This window comes from Nitratireductor sp. CH_MIT9313-5, assembly GCF_037029545.1.
In the GTDB taxonomy this organism is placed as follows: domain Bacteria; phylum Pseudomonadota; class Alphaproteobacteria; order Rhizobiales; family Rhizobiaceae; genus Chelativorans.
Map to the genome: position 1 here is coordinate 1 of NZ_JAYMER010000008.1, position 22,248 is coordinate 22,248.

Annotated in this window: 21 protein-coding genes and 1 pseudogene; 7 read left to right on the forward strand and 15 right to left on the reverse strand. The window is 61.2% G+C overall.

Annotated features, from left to right (window positions below; all coding sequences use genetic code 11):
- Positions 1-169 precede the first annotated feature (169 nt).
- Both WA367_RS00675 and WA367_RS00680 read right to left on the reverse strand, forming a co-directional pair.
- The gene (locus WA367_RS00675; RefSeq protein WP_336054965.1) at positions 170-1,120 is read right to left on the reverse strand and encodes an RHE_PE00001 family protein; all 951 of its coding nucleotides are present in this window, start codon (positions 1,118-1,120) and stop codon (positions 170-172) included.
- Between the two features lie 31 nt (positions 1,121-1,151).
- Positions 1,152-1,766: a recombinase family protein gene (locus WA367_RS00680; protein WP_108610824.1), complete on the reverse strand. Its 615-nt coding sequence runs from the start codon at positions 1,764-1,766 to the stop codon at positions 1,152-1,154.
- A gap of 125 nt (positions 1,767-1,891) precedes the next feature.
- On the opposite strand from WA367_RS00680, the gene WA367_RS00685 reads away from it, so the two are divergent.
- The gene (locus WA367_RS00685) at positions 1,892-4,777 is read left to right on the forward strand and encodes a Tn3 family transposase (protein WP_127601112.1); all 2,886 of its coding nucleotides are present in this window, start codon (positions 1,892-1,894) and stop codon (positions 4,775-4,777) included.
- Positions 4,778-4,809: 32 nt separating this feature from the next.
- On the opposite strand, the pseudogene WA367_RS00690 reads toward WA367_RS00685, so the two are convergent.
- From WA367_RS00690 to WA367_RS00725, 8 genes and pseudogenes are all read right to left on the reverse strand, one after another.
- Positions 4,810-7,926, reverse strand: a pseudogene (locus WA367_RS00690) (DEAD/DEAH box helicase family protein); the annotation flags it as partial.
- 86 nt (positions 7,927-8,012) lie between these two features.
- Positions 8,013-8,411, reverse strand: coding sequence for a DUF3085 domain-containing protein (locus WA367_RS00695; RefSeq protein ID WP_127601110.1), 399 nt, complete (start codon positions 8,409-8,411; stop codon positions 8,013-8,015).
- A gap of 8 nt (positions 8,412-8,419) precedes the next feature.
- Complete coding sequence (locus tag WA367_RS00700) at positions 8,420-9,022, reverse strand: DUF1419 domain-containing protein (RefSeq protein WP_127601108.1); 603 nt, start codon at positions 9,020-9,022, stop codon at positions 8,420-8,422.
- A 127-nt stretch (positions 9,023-9,149) separates the two neighbouring features.
- Positions 9,150-10,148 (reverse strand): DUF3991 and toprim domain-containing protein, encoded by a 999-nt coding sequence (locus tag WA367_RS00705; protein ID WP_127601106.1) that lies wholly within the window; start codon positions 10,146-10,148, stop codon positions 9,150-9,152.
- 198 nt (positions 10,149-10,346) lie between these two features.
- Positions 10,347-10,619 carry a hypothetical protein gene (locus WA367_RS00710; RefSeq protein ID WP_127601104.1) on the reverse strand — a complete coding sequence of 91 codons (273 nt, stop codon included), beginning with the start codon at positions 10,617-10,619 and terminating at the stop codon, positions 10,347-10,349.
- Between the two features lie 280 nt (positions 10,620-10,899).
- Positions 10,900-12,414, reverse strand: a complete 1,515-nt coding sequence (locus WA367_RS00715) for a Fic family protein (protein ID WP_336054966.1) — start codon at positions 12,412-12,414, stop codon at positions 10,900-10,902.
- Between the two features lie 338 nt (positions 12,415-12,752).
- A complete protein-coding gene (locus tag WA367_RS00720) occupies positions 12,753-13,427 on the reverse strand; it encodes a glutathione S-transferase family protein (RefSeq protein WP_127601099.1) in 675 nt (224 codons plus the stop codon).
- 94 nt (positions 13,428-13,521) lie between these two features.
- On the reverse strand, positions 13,522-13,959 hold the full coding sequence (locus WA367_RS00725; RefSeq protein WP_127601097.1) for a winged helix-turn-helix transcriptional regulator: 438 nt from the start codon (positions 13,957-13,959) through the stop codon (positions 13,522-13,524).
- Positions 13,960-14,055: 96 nt separating this feature from the next.
- Between WA367_RS00725 and WA367_RS00730 the strand changes: the two genes are divergently transcribed.
- The 3 genes from WA367_RS00730 to WA367_RS00740 all read left to right on the forward strand — a co-directional run bounded on the left by WA367_RS00730 (position 14,056) and on the right by WA367_RS00740 (position 16,998).
- The gene (locus WA367_RS00730; protein ID WP_127601094.1) at positions 14,056-14,931 is read left to right on the forward strand and encodes an SDR family oxidoreductase; all 876 of its coding nucleotides are present in this window, start codon (positions 14,056-14,058) and stop codon (positions 14,929-14,931) included.
- Positions 14,932-14,967: 36 nt separating this feature from the next.
- On the forward strand, positions 14,968-15,873 hold the full coding sequence (locus WA367_RS00735; RefSeq protein WP_127601092.1) for an NADP-dependent oxidoreductase: 906 nt from the start codon (positions 14,968-14,970) through the stop codon (positions 15,871-15,873).
- Between the two features lie 78 nt (positions 15,874-15,951).
- Positions 15,952-16,998, forward strand: coding sequence for an LLM class flavin-dependent oxidoreductase (locus WA367_RS00740; protein WP_127601090.1), 1,047 nt, complete (start codon positions 15,952-15,954; stop codon positions 16,996-16,998).
- A 94-nt stretch (positions 16,999-17,092) separates the two neighbouring features.
- Here the strand turns inward: WA367_RS00740 and WA367_RS00745 are convergent, their stop codons facing one another.
- From WA367_RS00745 to WA367_RS00755, 3 genes are read right to left on the reverse strand one after another with little or no spacing between them, the layout of a single operon-like run.
- Positions 17,093-17,449: a DoxX family protein gene (locus WA367_RS00745; RefSeq protein ID WP_127601088.1), complete on the reverse strand. Its 357-nt coding sequence runs from the start codon at positions 17,447-17,449 to the stop codon at positions 17,093-17,095.
- On the reverse strand, positions 17,446-18,057 hold the full coding sequence (locus WA367_RS00750; RefSeq protein WP_127601086.1) for a flavin reductase family protein: 612 nt from the start codon (positions 18,055-18,057) through the stop codon (positions 17,446-17,448). Before WA367_RS00750 ends, WA367_RS00745 begins: the two co-directional genes overlap by 4 nt.
- Positions 18,058-18,093: 36 nt before the next feature.
- A complete protein-coding gene (locus WA367_RS00755) occupies positions 18,094-18,696 on the reverse strand; it encodes a superoxide dismutase (RefSeq protein WP_127601084.1) in 603 nt (200 codons plus the stop codon).
- On the opposite strand from WA367_RS00755, the gene WA367_RS00760 reads away from it, so the two are divergent.
- The 3 genes from WA367_RS00760 to WA367_RS00770 are packed head-to-tail and all read left to right on the forward strand — an operon-like array spanning position 18,661 to position 20,263.
- The gene (locus WA367_RS00760; RefSeq protein ID WP_336054967.1) at positions 18,661-19,449 is read left to right on the forward strand and encodes a helix-turn-helix transcriptional regulator; all 789 of its coding nucleotides are present in this window, start codon (positions 18,661-18,663) and stop codon (positions 19,447-19,449) included. The two genes, WA367_RS00755 and WA367_RS00760, sit on opposite strands and share 36 nt — an antisense overlap.
- The gene (locus WA367_RS00765) at positions 19,446-19,919 is read left to right on the forward strand and encodes a group III truncated hemoglobin (RefSeq protein ID WP_127601082.1); all 474 of its coding nucleotides are present in this window, start codon (positions 19,446-19,448) and stop codon (positions 19,917-19,919) included. The genes WA367_RS00760 and WA367_RS00765 overlap by 4 nt, the downstream gene beginning before the upstream one ends.
- A complete protein-coding gene (locus WA367_RS00770) occupies positions 19,916-20,263 on the forward strand; it encodes an MFS transporter (protein WP_238720023.1) in 348 nt (115 codons plus the stop codon). Before WA367_RS00765 ends, WA367_RS00770 begins: the two co-directional genes overlap by 4 nt.
- A gap of 333 nt (positions 20,264-20,596) precedes the next feature.
- On the opposite strand, the gene WA367_RS00775 is transcribed toward WA367_RS00770, so the two are convergent.
- Both WA367_RS00775 and WA367_RS00780 read right to left on the reverse strand, forming a co-directional pair.
- Positions 20,597-21,184 (reverse strand): RES family NAD+ phosphorylase, encoded by a 588-nt coding sequence (locus WA367_RS00775; protein ID WP_336054968.1) that lies wholly within the window; start codon positions 21,182-21,184, stop codon positions 20,597-20,599.
- Positions 21,181-21,939: a hypothetical protein gene (locus WA367_RS00780; RefSeq protein WP_336054969.1), complete on the reverse strand. Its 759-nt coding sequence runs from the start codon at positions 21,937-21,939 to the stop codon at positions 21,181-21,183. The genes WA367_RS00775 and WA367_RS00780 overlap by 4 nt, the downstream gene beginning before the upstream one ends.
- Positions 21,940-22,248 lie beyond the last annotated feature (309 nt).

A 22,248-nucleotide genomic window follows, 5' to 3' on the forward strand; every position in this document is an offset into this window, starting at 1 on the left:
CAAGCAGGGGTGGGTTCAAACATGGGTCACTTCTCGATGGAAAAATCCCTCAATCCCGGGTCAGTTCTCGGCGGAAATCAACACTCTGTCGGCTTTCGTGTGGGTTTGGTCATTTCGCTCGCCTCGAAACCACTGATTGACGTATGGGAAAATGTTGGCGATGAGCAACCTATAAGATCCCCCACGCTCGATAGCGCCCTCTCCCAGTCATTTCACGGACGCTGAGTTCTCTCACCAAGTTTAAGGCCCCGCGTGGCGAGATCCTGGCCGCCTTCGCAATCATGTGCGCTGACACGATAGGTCGCGACAGAAGAAGATCGATTGCGATGGGCAGGCTGCTCGTCGATCGCTTGCCCGCCGCCTTCCGCTGGAGTTGCCGCCTTGCCAGTGTCAGGCGGTCAACATCCTTGAGCCCGGCTCCAGCGGAAGCGCTCAGGGCATCGAGATAGGCGACCAGCCTGGTCGTTCGATCGCGTGCTCGACGGCGCTCGCGGGGGATTTCTCGCAAACCCACCGAATAGGCCAGCAAGTGCGATCGGACCTTTCCGCGCGATCTCATGAAGTCAGAAATAAGAATTTGCCCGAGCCAGTGCTGACGCTGTATCGGCTCGAGATGCTCCCATGCGTCCCATAGAACGGCCGCGGCCAAGGTTGCCGGAAGCACCTCCACCGTCTTGACCAACTCAAGCCAGGCGGCGACCCGCTCGGTTTCATCCCACTCGGGATCACGGATGAGCAGCTCGCCGATGCTAACTTCCGGTTCACGCGACTTCTGGGCACCGGATGCGTCACCATCGACCAGCCATTCCGTTCTGGCTAGGACCTCATCGATCTCGGCCAGTTCGGGAGAAAGAACGTCGATGTCATCGTGTTCGACGTCAGCCCCCTCCTCTCCTCTATCGAGCTGTTCTTGCTCGCCAGCAGGCTCCTGGGCGATTCCGGCGAGCGCCATTATCCCTGATCGGGAAACCGCCCAACCGGGGTCGTTCCGCGATATCCGCCGTCTCGCCCGGACGATCCTGTGCGCTATGACCAGCTCGTGACTCGGTGCGCGAACGTCCATCTGTGCATCGTGGAGAACCAGATCTTCGAGATGGACGAGTTCGCCAGCAACCCACATACTGGGGTCGTTTGCGGGAGGGGGCGAAATCCTACGCTAAGCCGAGGACACGCTTTCCGTAGTTCCTGAGTTCGCCGTTCGGGCCGACATAGCGGTAGAGGGTGACGCGCTCGATCCCCAGTTCCTTGCACAAATTGGAAACGGACGTGTCGCGTTGCGCCATGGCGGCTTGCGCGAGGCGCACCTGAGCTTTGGTGAGGGCAAATTTTCGACCGCCCTTGCGTCCGCGCGCCCTTGCGGCGGCGAGACCGGCCATGGTGCGTTCCCGGATCAGATCCCGCTCAAACTCGGCCAAGGTGGCGAAGATACCGAACACCATGCGGCCGGATGCGGTTGTGGTGTCGATCTGCGCACCCTTTCCGGTCAACACCCGCAGGCCGATCCTGCGTTCTGACAGATCCTTCACGGTGTTGACCAGGTGGGCAAGCGACCGTCCGAGGCGATCGAGCTTCCAGACCACCAGCACATCGCCTTCGCGCAAGGTTTTTAGGCAGGCGGCCAGGCCAGGCCGATCATCCCGAGCGCCGGAAGCGCGATCCTCATAGATGTTGTCCTGTTCGACACCGGCGGCGCGCAGATCGTCGTGCTGCAGGTCGAGGGACTGTGAGCCATCGGCTTTGGAAACGCGGGCATATCCGATCAGCATGTTTCTTAAACGTTGGTTTGAGGCGGCGCGCCGGCCACGATTGCATCGGTCTCTAGAAATGTATCTCAACCAGCTTCATAAACAAAGCATCTTGAACATCATCAAATTTTGAAAAAGGAACATCGATGCCACGTCGCGTCACTCTAACCGATCGGCAGAAGGACGCGCTGTTGCGCCTGCCGACCTCGCAGGCGGACTTGCTCAAACACTATACGCTGAGTGACGAGGATCTCGGGCATATCGGGCAGCGTCGCCGCCCGCACAACAGGTTCGGCTTCGCCTTGCAATTATGCGTCCTACGCTATCCTGGTCGGGTGCTGGCTCCGGGCGAGCTGATTCCGGCGGAGGTCGTCGAGTTCATCGGAGCGCAACTCGGCTTGAATGCCGACGATCTCGTTGACTATGCCGCTCGCGAGGAGACGCGGCACGAGCATCTTTCCGAGTTGCGGGCGCTCTACGGATACCGCACCTTTTCGGGACGTGGTGCGCGCGAGCTGAAGGATTGGCTGTTCCGAGAAGCCGAGATGGCGGTGTCGAACGAGGATATCGCCCGTCGCTTCGTGATCGAGTGCCGTCGAACTCGCACGGTCCTTCCTGCGACATCGACGATCGAGCGGCTTTGCGCCACGGCCCTGGTCGACGCCGAGCGGCGGACCGAGACGAGGATCGCCAGCCGGTTGTCCATGCCGATCCGGGAACAGTTACTGGCATTGCTCGAGGAGACGGCGGACGATCGGGTGACCCGCTTCGTGTGGCTGCGGCAGTTTGAGCCTGGCTCGAACTCTGCGTCGGCCAACCGGCTGCTCGATCGGCTAGAATACCTGCAACGTGTTGATCTTCCCGAGGATCTGCTGGCCAGTGTTCCTGCCCATCGGGTGACACGTCTGCGCAGGCAGGGCGAGCGGTATTATGCCGACGGCATGCGTGATCTCCCGGAGGACAGGCGGCTTGCGATTCTGGCCGTGTGCGCATCAGAATGGCAGGCGATGCTTGCCGACGCCGTGGTCGAGACCCATGACCGGATCGTCGGCAGGCTCTACCGTGCTTCGGAGCGCATTTGCCAGGCGAAGGTCGCGGATGAAGCGAACGCGGTGCGCGACACCTTGAAATCCTTCGCCGAAATTGGCGGTGCCCTGGTCGATGCACAGGATGACGGCCAGCCGCTGGAAACCGTCATCGCGAGCGGTTCGGGTTGGGATGGCTTCAAAACCCTTGTTGCAGTGGCAACCAGGCTGACCGCCACCATGGCCGACGATCCGCTCAATCATGTGCTCGACGGGTATCATCGCTTCCGTCGCTATTCCCCGCGGATGTTGCGTTTGCTTGATCTTCGGGCTGCGCCGGTCGCAATGCCGCTGCTGGAAGCCGTGATGGTCCTACGCAACGGTTTGAACGATCGTGCACATACCGGCTTCCTGCGGCCGAGTTCGAAATGGCATCGTCATCTTCGTGCCCAGGCGGCTGGCGACACTCGCCTCTGGGAGATCGCGGTGCTGTTCCATCTGCGCGATGCCTTCCGATCCGGGGATGTCTGGCTGGCCAGATCCCGGCGCTATGCTGATCTGAAACACGCACTCGTTCCGGCGCAGGCCGCGGCGGAAAGCGGCCGTCTTGCCGTGCCGTTGCGGCCGGAGGAATGGCTGGCAGACCGGCAAGCGCGCCTCGACATCCGTTTGCGCGAGCTTGGCCGTGCCGCGCGCACGGGCACGATTCCCGGCGGGTCGATCGAAAGCGGCGTCCTGCATATCGACAAGCTCGAAGCCGCCGCACCCGACGGCGCCGAGGACCTAGTGCTCGATCTCTACAAGCAGATAGCGCCCACACGCATCACCGATCTTTTACTGGAAGCGGATGCTGCGACCGGCTTCTGCGAAGCTTTCACCCATTTACGCACGGGCGCCCCCTGCGCCGACCGGATCGGGCTTATGAACGTTATCTTGGCAGAGGGGATCAATCTCGGCCTGCGCAAAATGGCGGACGCCACCAACACTCACACCTTCTGGGAGTTGATCCGCATTGGACGGTGGCATGTCGAAGGCGAAGCGTACGACCGGGCGCTGGCCATGGTGGTCGAGGCGCAGGCAGCGTTACCCATGGCCCAGTTCTGGGGCATGGGCACTTCGGCTTCGAGCGACGGCCAGTTCTTCGCCGCCACAGAGCAGGGCGAAGCCATGAACCTGGTCAACGCGAAGTACGGCAATACCCCGGGCCTGAAAGCCTATAGCCACGTCTCCGACCAATATGCGGCGTTCGCGACCCAGGTGATACCTGCAACGGCGAGCGAAGCCCCCTATATCCTCGACGGCCTGCTCATGAATGACGCTGGCCGCCATATCCGCGAGCAGTTCACCGACACGGGCGGCTTCACCGATCACGTCTTTGCCGCATGCGCCATTCTCGGCTACCGGTTTGCCCCTCGCATCCGGGATCTGCCGTCCAAGCGACTCTATGCGTTCAATCCATCGGCCGCCCCGGCGCACTTGCGGGCCTTGATCGGCGGCAAGATCAACCAGGCCATGATCGAGCGCAACTGGCCCGACATCCTGCGCATCGCCGCCACTATTGCGGCCGGAAGCATCGCGCCCAGCCAGATACTGCGCAAGCTCGCCTCCTATCCGCGGCAGAACGAACTTGCCACGGCTTTGCGCGAGGTCGGCCGCGTCGAGCGAACCCTGTTCATGATCGACTGGATTCTGGACGCCGATCTGCAACGCCGCGCCCAGATCGGGCTCAACAAGGGCGAAGCGCATCATGCGCTGAAGCGGGCAATCAGCTTCCATCGCCGGGGTGAAATCCGCGACCGTTCCGCCGAAGGCCAGCATTACCGGATCGCCGGCATGAACCTGCTCGCTGCGATCATCATCTTCTGGAACACCATGAAGCTGGGCGAAGTCGTCGCCAACCAGAAACGCGAGGGAAAATTGCTATTGCCCGATCTGCTGGCCCATGTCTCGCCCCTCGGATGGGAGCACATCAACCTTACCGGAGAATATCGTTGGCCAAAGCCTTAGCGTAGGATTCCGCCCCCTCCCGCAAACGACCCCAGGAGGTCGTCCTTGACCGAGCCGAGCGCCTCCAACCGGTCCCGCAATCCTTCCTTCAGCCGCTCGAGGCGTTTGCGCGACACCCGGTCGTCGCTTTCGACCCGGGTGAGCAGTTCCTCGTAGAGCGTAAGCTCGTCCTCGATCATCTGGCGCTCGAATTCGGCCGGGACGGCGATGAACTTGAAGGCCGAATGGGTGATGATGATCGCGTCCCAATTGGCCGTGGCGGCCCGCGACAGGAAGCGATGGCGCTTGTCCTTTGTGAAGTTGGTCTCGTCGGCGACCAGGATCCGCGCCGTCGGATAGAGCGCCAGGAACTCTCGTGCGGCCTGCGCCAGGCAATGGCCGGGAACGACCAGCATGGCTTTCGAGATCAGGCCGAGCCGGCGCTGTTCCATGATGGCGGCCGCCATCGTCATGGTCTTGCCGGCGCCGACGGCATGGGCGAGATAGGTGGCGCCCGACGAGATGATCCGCCAGATGCCGCGTTTCTGGTGGCCATAAAGAACAAAGGCGCCAGAGGCGCCCGGCAACTGGAGATGGTCCCCGTCGAAGGATCGGGGCGCGATATTATTGAAGGTATCGTTGTAGACCCGCGCCAGCCGGTCGGTGCGGACGGAATCGGACCAGACCCAACTCTGGAACGCGTTCTTGATCTTGGTCAGCTTTTCCTTGGCCGCCTCGGTGTCGACGACATTGAGCACCCGCCGCTCGCTATCGCCGTCCTTCACGGTATCGAAGATCTGCGGGATCCGGCTGTTGAGGGCATCGGCGAGCAGCTCGCCGGCATGCCGGCGCTTGGTTCCCCATTCGGACGTGCCCTCGGCGCGATAGGCAAGCATGCGGGCATCGACCGTCCAGGAGGCGAGTTCCGGCATGTGCCGGATCGTGATGTCCGTTCCCATCGTCTCCTTGACGAAGTCGACGACATCGGAAGCGGGAATCCATGGCGCGCCAAGCCGCGCGGTGATCTCGGATGGGCTGAGATCGGCCGGCTGCACGGCTTCGAGCGCCTCGACATTGCGGCTGTATGCCGGGTCGAGCTCCGCTGCGGCCTCGGCGATCGCCAGCTTGTCGCGCACGGGACCGGAGAGATAGGCGTCGGATGTCTGCCATGACCCATCCGCCGGATCGCGGTAGATCGCGCTGCCCAGCTCCTCGATGACCGTCTCGCGGTCTTCATGCAGCAGTTCGGCGATATGGTCGACATCGACATGCCCGCGCTCGTTGAGAACGACGGCGAGCGCATCGGCGGCACTGGTGATCACCGGCGGCGACGGCGGTGCGATGACCCGCTCGGAAAAGATCGGGCCGGGCTTGGCCGTATCCGTATCGAGATCGTAGGTCTCGATCGATGCGACCAGCCAGCAATCCGGGTCGTCGAGGAAGGGCTGCAGGTTCGGACGGCGATGGGTCTCGCGCGTTTCACCCGTCGCCTCGTTTTCCGTGATCGACACCCTGGTTTGATTGATCGGCCCGAAGTCGCGCACGAAGCTCGACCAGGCGATGCGCAGCTTCACCTGCAGGTCCCGCCAGGGCTGATCGGTCTCCTGGGCCTTGAGGACCGCGCGCACCGCGTCTCGGACCGGGATCAGCTTTCGGACGATGTTGATCTGCTTTTCGGAGAACCCTTCGCCGGATCGGCCCCTACGGATGAGAACCGGAGCGGGTTTGCCGTCAAGCACCTGCATGAGGCCCCTCGACGCGTCGAAGACAAAGCTGCCTTCCCTGACATGGACATCCTCGGGTCTAACGATGTCGATATCTGTGGGGCGAAGCTCAAGATCGACATCGATCGCTTCGGGCTCGCCATCATAAAGGGCTTCCGGGAGGGAAAGGATGGCCGTGTCTAACCTGGTTTCGAGATCGCCCTCATCGGGCAGACAGGTATAGGTCTCGCCGAAGGGACCGGATGTGGTCGCGTGACGGCCGAGTACATGGTCCGGATGGTCGGCAAACCAGCGGTTGACCCGGACGGCCTCGCTGTCCTCGCTGGCGGCAACGACCTCGACGAGGTCCAGCCAGTTCGCCTCGCCCTGCGGCTCGCCGGGCTTGCGCTTGCGGAAGAACAGGATATCGACGACGACATCCGAGCCGGCATCTGCGCGAAAACTGCCTTCGGGCAGGCGGATCGCGGCGATCAGGTCGGCCGACTTGGCGATGTGTTTGCGCGCCGCGGCATCCACCTTGTCCATCGTGCCCGACGATGTGACGAAGGCGGCCAGCGCGCCGGGTTTCAGAAGGTCTATCGATCGGGCGATGAAATAATCATGCAGACGCAGACCCATCGACCGGTAGGCGCGGTCGGAGCGAACCGTCCGATCCGAGAACGGCGGATTACCGATGGCGAGATCGAAATGCGCCGGCAGATCGGTGCGCGCGAAATCGCCCTCGATGATGCGGGCGACCGGCTGCAGAAGGCGAGCGATCCGCGCCGTGACCGGATCGAGCTCGACGCCGGTGACGAAAGACGCATCCCTTAGTGCCGCCGGGATCAGGGCCGGAAACAGCCCCGTCCCGATGCCCGGTTCGAGCACACGGCCGCCTCGCCAGCCGAGGCGCTCGAGCCCTTTCCAGATCGCCCGGACGATGAACTCAGGCGTGAAATGCGCATATTGCGTGCAGCGGGCGAGCGAGGCGTAGTCGGCCTCGTTCACGGATGCCTGCAGCTCTTCGCCAAGCACTTCCCAACCCTTGCGGAATCCCTCCTCGCCCGGCCGGGTGAAGATTGTGTTGGCGAGATCGGAGGCGCCGAACCCGGTGAACCGGATGAGGCGTGCCTGCTCTTCGGACGTCGCGGGCCGGTCCTCCCCCGCGATCGCCGCGGCAAGCGAGATGGCGTCGAGGTTGGCACGGGCGCGGGCTTTCCAGCCCTTTGCCAAGGCGCGATTTCCGGAAAGATGGAAGTTGCTGCCGCGCTCGGGCGCTTCGGCCGCCGGTCGTTTCGCGGACTCCTCGCGCGCTGGCGAACCGGATGAATTCGCCAAGGGCGCAGGTTCGGTCTCGCCTGTTTCAGCCTTTGGGCCATCGGCGAAGGCGGTGACGCCAAGGCCGAGCCCCGAGGACAAGGCCGAGCTACCGAACATATCGAGCGTGAAGGGATCGTGGTCTGACATGGTGATGTCTCCTGTAAGGCGGGCGCACGAAGCCGCGCCGCCGGGAGGCCCGGCAGCGTTTGCCACGTGCGGATTTGAAAGCGGGGTTAGCGGGTGATCAGCGAGAACGAGATATCGTTCTCCGTAAGCTGGATGCCGAGATGGGTGATCCCGAAGCTGCGGTTGAAGCTTGGAACCAGCAGATCGGCATCGATAAACTCGATGCCGTCATCGCCGCCGAAGTGTCGGCGTTTGTAGTCCCACCAGTCGGTATCGCCCTTCGGGTGGCACTCGGTCGAATAAACGACGAGTGGTTTCTGACCTTCGGCGAGCTTGCCGTTGGAGATGATGTAGACGCCCTCGTCGCCGACGAGCCAGAAGCCGGGCTTTTCGCCCTCTCCCGGCCGTGTGCCGTAATAGGGATTGCGGAAACCGCCATTGGCGGCGGCATCCTCTTCGCCGCGCGCGATGACCTTGCGCACCGCAAGGATCGGAAATGTGAACATGGCCCACCTCACGCGGCTTCGGGCAGCGGCAGGTGACGCAAATGCACCGGCAGCTTTTCGGAGATCTGCTGATCGGTCAGGCTCTCGAGCAGCTCGAACCGCGTGACCGGCTTGGCGTAGACGATGACTGTCCGCTTGCCGCGATGTTCGGGGCGGAAGTCGTCGCCGGCATAACCGCGATACTTGTCGTGGGTGGCGCTCCAGATGTGCTCGATCCGCTCGTCGCGGGTCATCGCCTTGACCGGCTGCCGTTCGCGCTCGACGATCGCATCGCGCATGTCATAGACGGACCGCGGATCGGACAGGTCGCAATAGGCGTGGAAGTACCGGGTCACGCCATTGATGCTGAGCGTATAGAAGACGCTGGCGATGCTGCCGGTCAGGAATTCGCGCATGGCGAACATCTCTCCGCGCATCCAGAGCGGCGGCAGGATTTCGAGCATATAGTCATGCTGGGCTTGCGCGATTTCGAACCATTCGCCGGCGTAAAGCGCGCTGTCATCGTTTTGCCAGCGGTTGGGCCGCTCGGCATGGCGGTCAAATAATCTGAACATCTGGTGGCGATCGGTAGTGCCGAAATAGACTTTTCGGATGGATGGATGAGAGGTCATGGCAGGCTCCTTCGGGACTTGTCCCGGGCCGGAGCGCGGCGCACCCTTTCGGTGTCACCATCTTCTTCAGCCCTTCCGGACCCTTTCCCGCGGCCGCCTCTCCGTCCGGCCGGGTCAAGGGCCGGCGTCAGCCGGGCGGAGCTTCACCCTTGAGGCGGGTGGCGGGCATGCGGCAGGGCTTTCTCCCCTCTCCCTCTCCCTCTCCCTCTCCCTCTCCCTTTTCCTTCGTCTTTCTCACCGTCTCCCGCAGGACGTGGTTCCAGTCCTCAAGCTCCGGGCACAGGCGCACGAAGCCGCAACCGGCATCGGTGGCAAGCGCCTCGAGTCTTGTGGCATAGGTCTCCCCTTGCGCATTGTTGTCGGTGGCCGCGACCAGGAGGGCGTCTGGCTGGACGGCAAGATCGAGCAGCGCCTCGGAGCTCGCCGGCGACCAGCCGCCGCCGGTGCTGAGATAGCGCGTGTCGGGGCGCTGTTCCTCGAGTGCGGCAAGGCTCATAGCGTCGATCGCGGCCTCGGTGACGCAAAGTCGCGGCCCATCGGCGGGCCCAAACCGAAAGAGGACTTTCGCGCCTCCCGTTGCAAATCCACGCCAGTCGGGACCGCGCTCCTCCCAGCCGGTCACGGCGCCGGAGCGGTCCCGATGGGCCGCCCACATGCTGCTTTGCGGGCCTTCGCACAGGATGTCCTGCGTGATGGCCGCTCTGAGAATCGCCTCGGGAATGTCACGCTCGTCGTGCAGATAGCGCCATGTCAGCGATCCACGCCAGGGTTTGCGCCGCGCGTTCCAGCGTTCGGGAATGGAGAGATCAGGCGCGTGCGCGCGTGACAATCGCTTCCATTCCGGTTCGGAAGGGACGAAGCCGACCAGATCGGCGACGACATAAAGCGCGGCCGCGAACGGGAGACCGTCGAGATGCTCGACCAGTCTGAAGACGTCCCCCTTGGCCTCCGACAGCGGATCGAACCAACCCTTGCCCTCGTGAATGACGATGATGATGTCGTCGCCGCGGCGGTACTTGACCGCCTTGCGGGTGCTTTCCTTCAGATCGACGGCGAAGCCGGCGGTTTCCAGGACCGCCCCGCAATTCACCTTCTCTCTCAGCTCTTCGAGCTCGGCTTTTTCCATTTTCTTTCCGCGTCTTGCGCGGTCCTCTATCCGGTTTCCGCTCCCTGGTCTTTAGGGGCGGGACCCGGATGCCGCGAAGAGCAAGGCAGGCCAGGGCGCGGCTGGCAATCCGGCAATTGTGCCGGGGCAGATTTATTCGCAGCCAGACGTGGCGCAGCTTCCCTTGCCTGCCGCCGCGCGCAAGCGGCAGGCCCAGCCTCACATCCCCTTGGCTTCCTCCTCGTCCGCGATCCGGCGGACGACATCGAAGTCCATTTCTGCGAGGGGACTGATGCGCGCGACTTCCGCTGCCACTTTGACCCAATGATAGAATTCGTCCCGGTCCCCGTGATGACGGGCACGCGCGGCTCGGCGTTGTGCCTCGTAATAGGCGTTGACCTCATCGGCAGCAGCAAGATGACGGGCATCGGCCTGCCAGCGGCGCCGGATCGCATTTCTGTGCTGAACCCATCGGTGAATCGCCGTGAACACTGGTAGTCCTTGCCTCCAGGTCCCGCCCCCTGGGTCAGGGATGGCCGCCCGCATGGGTGAAAACCCGTTCCGGGGCTTCAGCATTGCCAACAGCCCGGTCCGAAGGGCGACGCCCACAGCAACGTCATTTCCGGCCGTACCTCCAATATGTTCACTGCCCGACATTCCGGCTTTTGGAAGAGACCGCTGACCAAAATTTATATCTAATCTTTGGTCAGTGAGGGTAGCCAGCATCCTGCCCGATCCCTCGGGTGGCTCTCTCCAGGCTCAATCTACAAAGTCATGACGACAAGTGTGCTTTTTTCGGCAACTCGCCAGACCAGGCAAGCCGGTCCGCAATCAATTCGGCAAATGATGCAATTGAACCTTCGACACTCGCGGCCTCCAAAGACGTCATGTAGGCGGCCCTGTGTTCCAGATCGATGATCGTCCAGGGATAGCCGCCCGAAGCAAGCATGGTGTTCATCAGGAAACGCGCCATACGGCCGTTACCATCCGGATAGGGATGAATGTAACCCAGGAGCCAATGGCCTAACACGGCCCGAACTGCCGCTGATTCCTCGTGCTGAAGCCGATGAAACAATGCCGCCATTCCATCGGAAATGGCCTCGACACGAGGTGGAGTATGTCGCGAACCGCGCAGATAGACGGGATGATTGCGATATCCGGCCAGTGCCCCCGCCTTCAGGATGCCTGCAGTCACCGATGGTCGAAACAGCTCTTCATACCAGCTATCGTGTTCCTTGCTCACAACCAGACCTGGCGGTTCTCCTGCGATGATCTTTTCGATTGATGCCCGGACAGCCTGGAACGCCTGCCAGTATCCCCTCGCCGCCAAAGCGTCGATGTCCTTCTTGTGTTCGGGATTGCCAAGCGGATCAAACGAACCTTGCCGTACCTGTTCAATCAACTCCTCAGTGACGGAATAGCCCTCGATGGACAGCGAGTGATAGGCGTCGTTGACATAGATATCATCGACCTTGGCCAAATAGGCTTGCCTGTCTGTGGGCAGGCCGGGTTCCTTCGGGAACAGGTCGATGATCGTTTGCCGATGTTTGTCCCATGCGTTGTTCACGCGCGCTGCAAGGGCAGAAATCCCGATGGGAAGAGACGCGACATGCTCAACATCGGCAAACGGGTCTTTTTCCCGGATATCGTAGTCGGCTGCCTTCATTTTCCGAATTATGGCGTCGGCCTCGTCTCCCCGTTCCATGCGACGTAGCGCACCGGCGATCCTCCCCGCAGCCGACACGTGACCTCCGTCAAGTAGCCGGGAAAGAAGCGGATTTGTGTTCTTCAGGCCGCTGAGAACGATCTGCGCCTCGGCCGGATAGTTTCTGAAAAACGCTTCAGGAACGTTGATCAGTGCCGCCTCGACGGTCAGAAGAGACAATCCGTCCTTTGCGGCGATGTCCTCTTTGGGAGGCAATGCCTTCTTGAGATCATAAAGCGACGTGTCGAATGGCAGGACGGTGTTGTTCCCCGATCCCTTTGGGCTCCATATGATGACCTGTTTTGGGATAAACCCGCTTTCCGCGTGGAGCAACAGCGACTGCTCGGATGAGAAACACCAGTCCGATCCGAAACGCTCATGGCAATAGCGGCGGCAGAAATCCCAAAAGGAGGTGTACCAGAAGGTGGATTCGTTGGGCTTGTCCTGCGGACGGGTGACGATCAGCCAGCCAAGGATGATGTCCTTCAGGAAACCGTTCTTCTTGAGCCTCTCACGATGCGTACGGCTGAGTTCACCGCTTTTCAGCACATTGCCGTGCTGCGCTTGCAGGTCCTTGAGCACCTCGAGCGAGGCAGCGAGCTTTTCATTTGGCGTGGCCATGATATGTGTCCGCGATCAGCATCCCGGCAGGATACGCGTTTTCTTGGTTGTTGAATTACACGTATTTACTGCTGATAGATTACACGTTTTACGCGCCGTGTAAATGCGCGTACATCACGACACGCGCCCAAACTATGCCGCGCCGCGACCGACCCGCTGGAACCTTGCTTCACGTCGAATAGCAGGTCAGAGGTCACCGATCACAGCCGCCCTGAACACCGAGGCCACTGCTCATCACCGTGAATCCAAAGGAACAATGCCTTCTCCCTGGGATTAGCTGCGCCTAACTGATGCGGCAACTATGTATGGCTGCCCAGGACGAATGCGTCGTTCTTGCGCAGAAAGCCCAGGTAGCGATCGACGTAGTCGGTTGGAACAGCGGTCTTTACGCTCGCACGATCGGCAAGTGCTTTGCGCCAAGCCTCTAGCTTGGCAAAGCCCTCGACCAAACCCGTTGGCAAAACGGTTTCGATAGTATCGATCTGACGAAACGCCGGTCCGAACGCGGCGTCGACAAAGGAAAACCCACCGCCGGCAAAATACGGCCCCTCTACTTCGCCTTCCAGACGCCCGAATTTTTCCCGGACCGCCATTGCAGCTGCATCGAGATCGGCTGCATTCCCCGCTGTGGTGTATTTCCAGAGATCGCCCAGCAATTGCGAGGCAAACTCCATCCACGCACGATGGCGCGCCCGTTGCAGGGCATCCTGTGGATGCAGTTTCGGTCCCGGCGCCGCCTCTTCGATATACTCGACGATCACGGAGCTTTCGAAAACATAGACCGGCTCTTCCCGATCCCTTTCAACCTTGAGTATGGGAACCTTCCCGAATGGCGATATCTCGCGAAACCAGCCCGGCCTGTCCGCCAGATCAATGTAGACGACATCGAAATCAGCACTTTTTTCTTTCAGTGCGATGACGGCCCGCTGAACGAATGGGCATAGCGGGAAACTGATCAGTGTAAGCTTGGTCATCAGGTTGCTATCCTATTTGAAATAAAGAAAATGTCTGCGAGACAATGTTTCCACCAATCGGCATTAAAAGTGCTCGATGTTGCGCGGCGATGCGTTAAGCGGCAACGGTCTCTTGCCTGTCGAAGGCATCACGCGCGGCGCGGATATCGTCATGGCGCTTGTCGGCCCAGACGATCAGCCCGGCCAGCGGCCGAAGCGCCGAATGGCCGAGGTCGGTCAGGCGGTAGTCGACTCTCGGTGGTGTCGTTGGATAAACGGTCCTCTCAACCAGTCCGTCGCGCTGCAAAGCCCTCAGCGTCTGTGTGAGCATCCGCTTGGAGATGTCCCCGACCGCCTTGTTCAGCGCACTGAATCGTTTGGGCTCGCGGGCGAGCATCATCAGGATCAACACCGACCATTTGTCACCGATCCGGTCGAGCACGTCCCGAACCGGGCAGTTGGAGGCATCGACGCCTTCAGCCTGCCATTGATCAAAGTGTTGGATAATCTCTTCCGGCACCTCCGGGAGGTTACTCACGTGTTCCCTGGTCATTGAAAACTGCCTCCTTCCAATGCCTATCGATCCTTGGTAACGAAACGAGACCATAACTCATTTTGTAACCAAAATCAAAGCGTGAAGGAAAATGTCATGGCTACCAAATACCTCGTCACCGGCGCATCAGGCCAACTGGGCGCTCTTGCGGTCGCCGATCTGGTGAAGGAAGTTCCTGCGCAAGATGTCGTCGCATTGGTGCGGCGGCCGGACTCGGCAGCGCCGCTCGAGGCGCTGGGCGTCGAGGTGCGTGTCGGGAACTATGACGACCCTGCCTCGCTCGAGAAGGCGTTCCAGGACATCGACCGTCTGCTTCTTATCTCAGCCTCCGAAATGGGAAAGCGGACAGCACAGCACAAGAATGCGATAAATGCCGCAAAGGCGGCCGGCGTCAGCTTCATCGCTTATACCTCTATTTTGAGGGCCGACAGTTCCCCGATCGGGCTCGCCGCAGAGCATCTGGAGACCGAGAACGCCATCAAGGCGTCCGGCATCCCCTATGCCCTGCTGCGCAATGGCTGGTATACCGAGAACAAGACCGCCTCGATCGCGCCTGCGCTTGAGCACGGCGCCTATATTGGGGCAGCCGGGGAAGGACGCTTCTCTAGTGCAACCCGGCAGGATTTCGCGGAGGCCGCCGTTGCCGTCCTGACCGCCGATACGCCGGAAGCCGGCGCGGTCTACGAACTGGCTGGCGACGAGAGCTACACAATGGCCGAGTTCGCCGCGCAAATCGCCAGCGCGTCCGGCAAGCCCGTCGCCTATGTCGACATGAGCGAAACAGAGTTTGCCGCGGCGCTCGAAGGCGCCGGCCTGCCGGGGCCAATCGCCGCCATGCTGGCTGACAGCGATGCGCAGGCGGCAAAGGGTGCGCTGCAGGACGACAGCCACACACTTCAGAGCCTGATCGGCCGCCCGACCACACCCTGGGCTGAGACCGTGCGCGCCGCGGTTAAAGAGCTGAGCGCCTGACGCAGGCTGGACAACAAGAACCACAAGGAAACCATTATGAAAGCAGTGCAGTTCAATGAGTATGGAGGACCGGAGGTCCTGAAGATCGTCGAGATCGACGAGCCCCATGCCGGTCCGGGCCAGGTTCGGATCGCGGTCAAGGCGGCCGGGGTCAATCCGGCAGAGTGGAAGATACGGGCAGGCCTCTTCAAGGACTTCATGCCGGTCGAATTCCCCTCTGGTGTCGGCTTCGAAGGTGCCGGGATCGTCGACGAGGTCGGCGAAGGCGTGACAGGCGTCGCGGTTGGCGATGCCGTATTCGGCTCGGGTGTCGCCACGGCGGCGGAATATGCGGTGCTGAACTACTGGACGCGCAAACCCGACGACATGCCCTTCGACGTGGCCGGTGGGTTTTCCGTGGCTTCGGAGACAGCGATCCGCAGCCTCAACTATACGGACGCGAAGGCCGGCGAGACAGTTCTGATCTGTGGCGCAGCGGGCGGGGTCGGCTCCGCGGCGATCCAGATCGCGCGGGCGCGCGGGATGACCGTCATCGGGACGGCGAGCGCGGCCAAACACGACTATCTGCGCGAACTGGGCGCCATTCCGACGACCTATGAACCGGGCCTCGCAGCACGCGCGAAGGAACTGGCGCCGCAGGGCGTGGACGTGGCGCTGGATCTCGCCGGCGCCGGGATCATCCCAGAACTGATCGAGATTACCGGCGATGCGTCGCGGGTCATCTCGATTGCCGATTTCACCGCGCCGGAACATGGCGCGCAGTTCACGCCGACGCCGCAGGAGCACCCCGAACGGGCGTTGGCGGAAGCGGCGCGGCTCTACTCGGAAGGCGCCTTGCGCCTGCAGGTGGAGAAGACCTTTCCGCTTTCGCAGATCGCCGAGGCCCAGGCGCTCAGTGCCGAAGGGCATGTCACGGGTAAGCTGGTCGTTACCGTAAGCTAACCCACGAGTGAGTTACCACTCCGACACCCGGGCGGCGCTACTGCTACCCGGTTGTCCTGACCAATCATGCGAGGCCCAATGGAAATCGGACTCTTCACCTTCGGCGATATCGGCACCAATCCGCATACCGGATTAACGGTCAGCGCGCCCGAACGTCTGCGCAACATCGTCGAGGAAATCGTTCTTGCCGATCAGGTCGGGGTCGACGTCTACGGGCTGGGCGAACATCACCGGCCTGACTATGCGGTCTCGGCGATCGCGGTCGCACTTGCGGCCGCGGCGACACAAACTAAGCATATAAGGTTCACCAGCACCGTTTCCGTTCTGAGTTCCGACGACCCGGTGCGGGTGTTCCAACAGTTCGCAACCCTGGACGGGCTGAGCGATGGACGCGCCGAGATCATCGCCGGGCGCGGTGCCTTCATCGAGTCCTTCCCCCTGTTCGGTTATGATCTGGATGACTACGAGGATCTGTTCATCGAAAAGCTCCACATGCTGCTGGCGATTAATAAACAGGAGCATGTGAACTGGCCGGGCAGCAAACATACCCAGGCGCTCGACGGGCTGGGGGTCTATCCCCGGCCTGTGCAGGCCCCGCTTCCGATCTGGATGGCGGTCGGTGGAACGCCACAGTCGGCAGCTCGCGCGGCAAGCCTCGGCCTGCCCGCCGCCTTCGCCCTGATCCTCGGCGGCGAATGGGCGCGGCTTGCGCCGCTGCTGCAGCTCTACCATCAAACGGGTCACTCCGCCGGGCAAGACAGGTCCCGCCTGAAGACCTCGCTGAATGCGCATGCGTTCGTTCATGAAAGCATGGAAAAGGCGATCGACATCTATTATCCGGCGCATTCCGCCAGGATGGGCGATCTGGGGCGCGAGCGTGGCATGTCTACCCAGAGCCGGGAGACCTTCACCGCGTTTTGCGGTCCGCGCGGCGGCTACTTCGTCGGCGGGCCCACCGAAGTGGCCGAGAAGATCCTCGCCGCCCACGAGGCATTGAGGTTCGACCGCATAATGCTGCAGTTCGGGGTCGGCGTCATCGAGCATCGCGAAATGCTGAAAGCCATCGAAATCCTCGGCACCGGCGTTATTCCGGAAGTGCGCAGGGGACTTTCAAAGAGCGCTTGAAACCGACGGCTTCCTGCGGCCATCTGCAAACGACAGCAAAATGCGGCCCGCGACGAGTTGACGGGGCGGATGTCGCCGAGGGCGGCGCTCCCGGTCAGTACCTTCTGTGCTGGGCACGCCATGTGAGCCAGCCGTTGAGACATACGAGACAAAGCACGATTAGCGGTGCGACCGCGTGCGAATATTCCCCGTTGAGGAGCACCGTTACTGCCGCCGCCGCCATGACAGCGGCCGCAAGCAGGCAACCGGCAAGCCGTGTGAACGGCACTGCGATGAGCACGGCCGAGGTCCATTCAAGAATTCCGGTGACATAGTGGAACCAGCCCGGGTAGCCCCAGGTCTCATAATCTTCGATGACCTCAGGCGATGCGAAGATGTTCAGAAAGCCCCCGAATAAGAAGAAGGCCGCCAGCAGCCAGGCGTAAATGTGTCTCCAGGGAATGTTCTTCACGGCTTCTCTCCGTTCTCGATCAGCGCGCCGTCAGGGACGACATGACCGCCGTTGCGTCCGATGGATTCTGTAATCGACTTGTACCGGCGTTGATGCCAGATCAGGGGCCGCCGTTCGGAAATTTTCTCGATAGCCACGACCCCACCGGCGAAGAGCATATGGGTCTCAGTTTCCATCGCGCCGATCAGGTCACAATCCATGGCGACGACCGCTTCCGCCAACCGTGGATGTCCGGAGGGCCATTCGGACCAGGAGCCATGGTCGAACCGTTGGTCCGGGTGGCCGCGGCCCGCGAAGGCGTCGGCCACGTTCTGCTGCTTCCGCGACAGCATCGCGAGCGAGAAGCCGTTGGACTTGCCGATCATATCGGCAAGGTCGCTCGTGATGTCGATTGAAACCAGAATGGAGGGCGGATCGACGGACAGCGAGAATAGCGACGTCACCGTTCGTCCGAGGCGCCTATCACCATGACGCGCCGTCACGACGCAGGCGGTTGTGGCGAAGGAGGCCATGGCGTCGCGGAAGTCACGCTGAGCGGCAAAGGGCCGAAATGCGGTGCCGAGCCGAAACGCCGTTGGCTCGGTCGGATGAGCCTCATGGTCTGTCATGATCCTTGGTCTTTCCGGCTCTGCCGGTGGCGGACCCTATCCGAGGTTCGCTTCCGCGAATTCGTAGTTGGCCAGATTGTCGAGGAAGTTCGACACATAATCCGGACGGCGGTTGCGGAAGTCGAGATAGTAGCTGTGTTCCCAGACATCGAGGCCGAGAAGCACCCTGCCCCCGCCGGTCGCCAGCGGGTTGGAGCCGTTCGGCGTCTTGGCGGTCTTCAGCTTACCGTCGTCGCCGAGAACGAGCCATGCCCAGCCGGACCCGAACTGGCCGACAGCGGCGGTCTTGAAGGCTTCCTTGAAGGCGTCGACCGAGCCGAAATCCTCGACGATCTTCGCTTCCAGCTTACCAGGGATCGCGCCGCCCTTCGGCGAGAGCGCGCTCCAGAAATGGATGTGGTTCCAGTGCTGGCCGGCATTGTTGAAGACCGGCGCCATGTCGGGCTTGTCCTTGACGAAGGCGATGATCTCCTCGAGCGACTTGCCCTGCAGGTCGGCGTTCTTCTCGACGAAGCCGTTCAGCGCCGTCACATAGGCCTGATGGTGCTTGCCGTGGTGCAGTTCCAGCGTTTCCTGGCCCATGCCGCGTTCGGCGAGAGCGGATTGGGCGTAATCGAGGGCGGGCAGTTCGAAGGTCATGACGGGTTCCTTTCATTGGACGGCTTGCACCGGCATACCGCATCGGTTATTTTCCAAGTGATGTCTTTGAAAACTACCTCCGATAATATGTCAAGTGAAGGCTTGGAAAATACCGGCTGGACGCCACGCAATCCGGCAGAGCGCGTCCTTATGCTGCTCAAGATGCATGGATCGCTGACTGCAGCTGCCCTCGGCGATAGGCTCGGCACGACCGGCGAAGCCGCGCGCCAGCAGCTTGTCCGGCTGGCTGACGAGGGTCTCGCGGTCGCCTCCAGCGAGCCGGCCGGCGTCGGCCGGCCAACACGGATCTGGAAACTGACCGCGGCGGGACATTCCCGCTTCCCGGACACCCATGCCGCGCTGACCGTGCAAGTCCTGGAGTCTGTTCGTTCGGTTCTGGGCGAGGATGCTCTCGAGCGGATCATCGAGAAACGCGAGGACGAGACCCGCGCGCAATACAGGGCCGCCATGGTCGGCTGCACCGGCCTTCATGAACGCGTCGCAGCCCTCACGGAATTGCGTTCAGGCGAGGGATACATGGCGAGTTGGCGGGAAACAGACGACGGGAATTTGTTGCTGGTCGAGAACCATTGCCCGATCTGTGCCGCTGCCACCTCCTGCCAGGGCTTTTGCCGCGCCGAACTCAATATTTTCCGCGACGTCCTGGGTCCGGAGGCCACGGTGGAGCGCGCGGAACATCTGGTCAATGGCGGACACCGCTGCAGCTATGTCATACGTGAGGCCGACGCATGAATACGTCCGCCACCGGGCGGCTGCGCGCCGTCCATCCCGACATCGGGCGCGCGCTGGGCGAAGGCCTCGACGAGGCCATGATCCGCCGCGTGGTCGACCGCTTCTACGCGCTTGCCCGCCACGACGGGTTGATCGGTCCGATCTTCCTGCGCGTCGTCCCGGACGAGCGTTGGCAGGCGCATCTGGATACAATCATCGATTTCTGGAGTTCGATGCTGCTCGGCACCGGGCGCTATGGCGGGCGGCCGATGCCCAAGCACATGGCGATTCCGGAACTCGACGACGTGCATTTCCAGCGCTGGCTCGCGCTCTTCCGCCGGACCGTGGAGGAACTGTGCCCGCCGGCGTCCGCCGCCCTCTTCATTGATCGCTCAGAGCGGGTCGCCAATTCCTTCCGCATCAACATCAAAATGCGCCGCGGCGAAGAAATCATTCATATGAAGCCGCTGGATCGCGAGGAATTGTCTTGAACGCCCTGCAAGAAACGCGATCTTCGACAACCAGTTTCTATCTGACCGCTGTCATTCTCGGATTGCTCACGGCTGTCGGGCCATTCGCGATTGACATGTACCTGCCGGCGCTCCCCTTCATCGAAAAGGGGCTCGACACGGACACGGCTACCGTACAGCTGAGCCTCCTGTCCTTCTTCGTCGCAATGTCGCTCTCGCAACTGGCTTACGGTCCGCTTGCCGACATATATGGACGCAAACGACCACTCTTTCTCGGTCTTGTGCTCTATCTTCTGGGTGCCGTGGCCCATTCATCGAGGACCAAAACAAACCCGTACCCCCAGGCGACGTTGCCTATACCGTGAGCCTGCTTTCCGAGATGTTCGCAACCGAAATTTCCAATATGCGGAGCCAAATTACGCGCAACTTTGCATCGGTAGTCTCTCACGAAGTGTCGTGAACGATAGGGCTCGACGCTGAATCGACGCCCAATGAAAATTGGCCATCGAGTGAAGGTCGCGGACCGCCCCTTTGGAGGACAAAGATAGTTCGGCCTGATGTCAATCTCCGGAGAGCCACGTTGGCATGCCCTGCTCGCGGGATTTGATCTTCAAGTTGTATCACTCGCGAGACGATTACCAGCCTATGGAGGCAAGTGAATGGCGAAACGGCCTTAGTACAGGAACCGCGAGAGGCTTCTAGGGCGCAAAGCCAACGCCGTACTGCTCGGCCAAACTCCAGAACCAGTCGTGATCCAGATCCGTCTCGCGGGCCACTTCGCGAATTGCGCCTTCTGTCGCGTCGAAAAGAGCATGACAGAGCTCATCATCGTCATGCCGCGAGAAATAGGCTATTCCGTCAACATTTACCGGGTGGCTTGCCAGCGCCTTCGACCAGGACTGAGGCACATCATAGGGTAGACCGCTGTGAGTCACCTCGGCGGTTGCGCCAAGCCGAGCAAGGCCGGGACCCGCCATGCGGATCAAACGTAGGGATCTGGTAACGCTCAGCCGTACGTATGCCTTGCGATCAAGAAGCTCGCCGTCAATCAGCGTTCGTCCGGGTGTCCTGAGAAACGTCTCCGCGAATGCTCCAGCCGGGTTCTCGGCCGTGTAAAGGACACCATAAGTCTGATCCGGTGCATTAAAGCGACCCTGCTGGGATTTATCGAAATAGATCGGGTCGTATGCAGCACTGTAGAACCGGTGAATGATAGTCCCTTTAGGGATTTCTACCAGTTCCGGCTCGCGTGAATTCAGGTCAGGCGGCGGGAGCGGTCCACTCACGCTCCCTGCTCACCATGTCGCTTTGCCGCTTCGACAACGGTGGAGACATCGCCTGCTTTCAGCAACTCAATCGGTCGCTGGCCGTCCAGCCGAACGTCTGGATTGACGAGGAAGTTGAGAACCATCCAAGAATTCTTCGTCCGCAATGCGTCACGCACGGCTTTCAAGCCAGGGACGACAGTTCCATCGCGCTTGAACTGAACAGTTGGAAAGGCACGCCGGTTGCTGGGGCCGGGCACGGCGATTAGCGACCCCTCATGCACACGCTTGTCGACAGCTTGCCGAGAGACGCCACGCATTAATGTCCGGACTTGCTCAAGATCGTAGGCGCCACCCGCCTCACGCAAATCCTCTTGAGCAATACGAACGCCTTCCAAAATGGCGCGGCTGCGTGCGTCAGGCTCGAAAGCGCTTTTATCGACAGCCGTCTCGGTGCCCTTGCGTGAACCCAACGCGCGGGCGACGAGTTCGGCCCGGCGAGCTACTCTAGGACCAAGCGCCTTTTCGATTCTGTTCGCAGAGCTTGGTTTCGAAGAAACAATTGCCACCTCGGCATCCGCTGGCAGCTTGTAGTCGACGAGCACCTTGGCCATGTCACGCTTCACGGTGAACATGGTGATGACGTCCTTGGATCTTGCGCTCTGCCCGATGGCCAAGCGACCTGCGGGCTTTGATACTGCTTTTTCAGCCATGTCACTCACCTCCAATGACTGCAATATATGCCTGAATGCAACTTTGTCAACTAAAGCAACCATGACAACCTAGCTAACTCTAGCACATCGGGGTGCCAAGTCCGTTTGACAACCGCCCGCGAGATTATGGCATCATGTTTCCAAAAACAGATTTCAACATGGTGATTCCTTGCAATGCTCGCTCGAATACATTTGGACATATTGAGAGAGGATTTCGGAGATTTCTTCTCGGGCTGGGGTGATCAGCAATTCACCAACGCGATTAGCGATGGCATCAAGACAGCCGTTGAACGCTGTTTGCGTGGATTCTTTGGTCCTTCTCTTATGAAAGTGCGGATCGAAGATTCGATCACGGCTCAATGCGTGGATGGA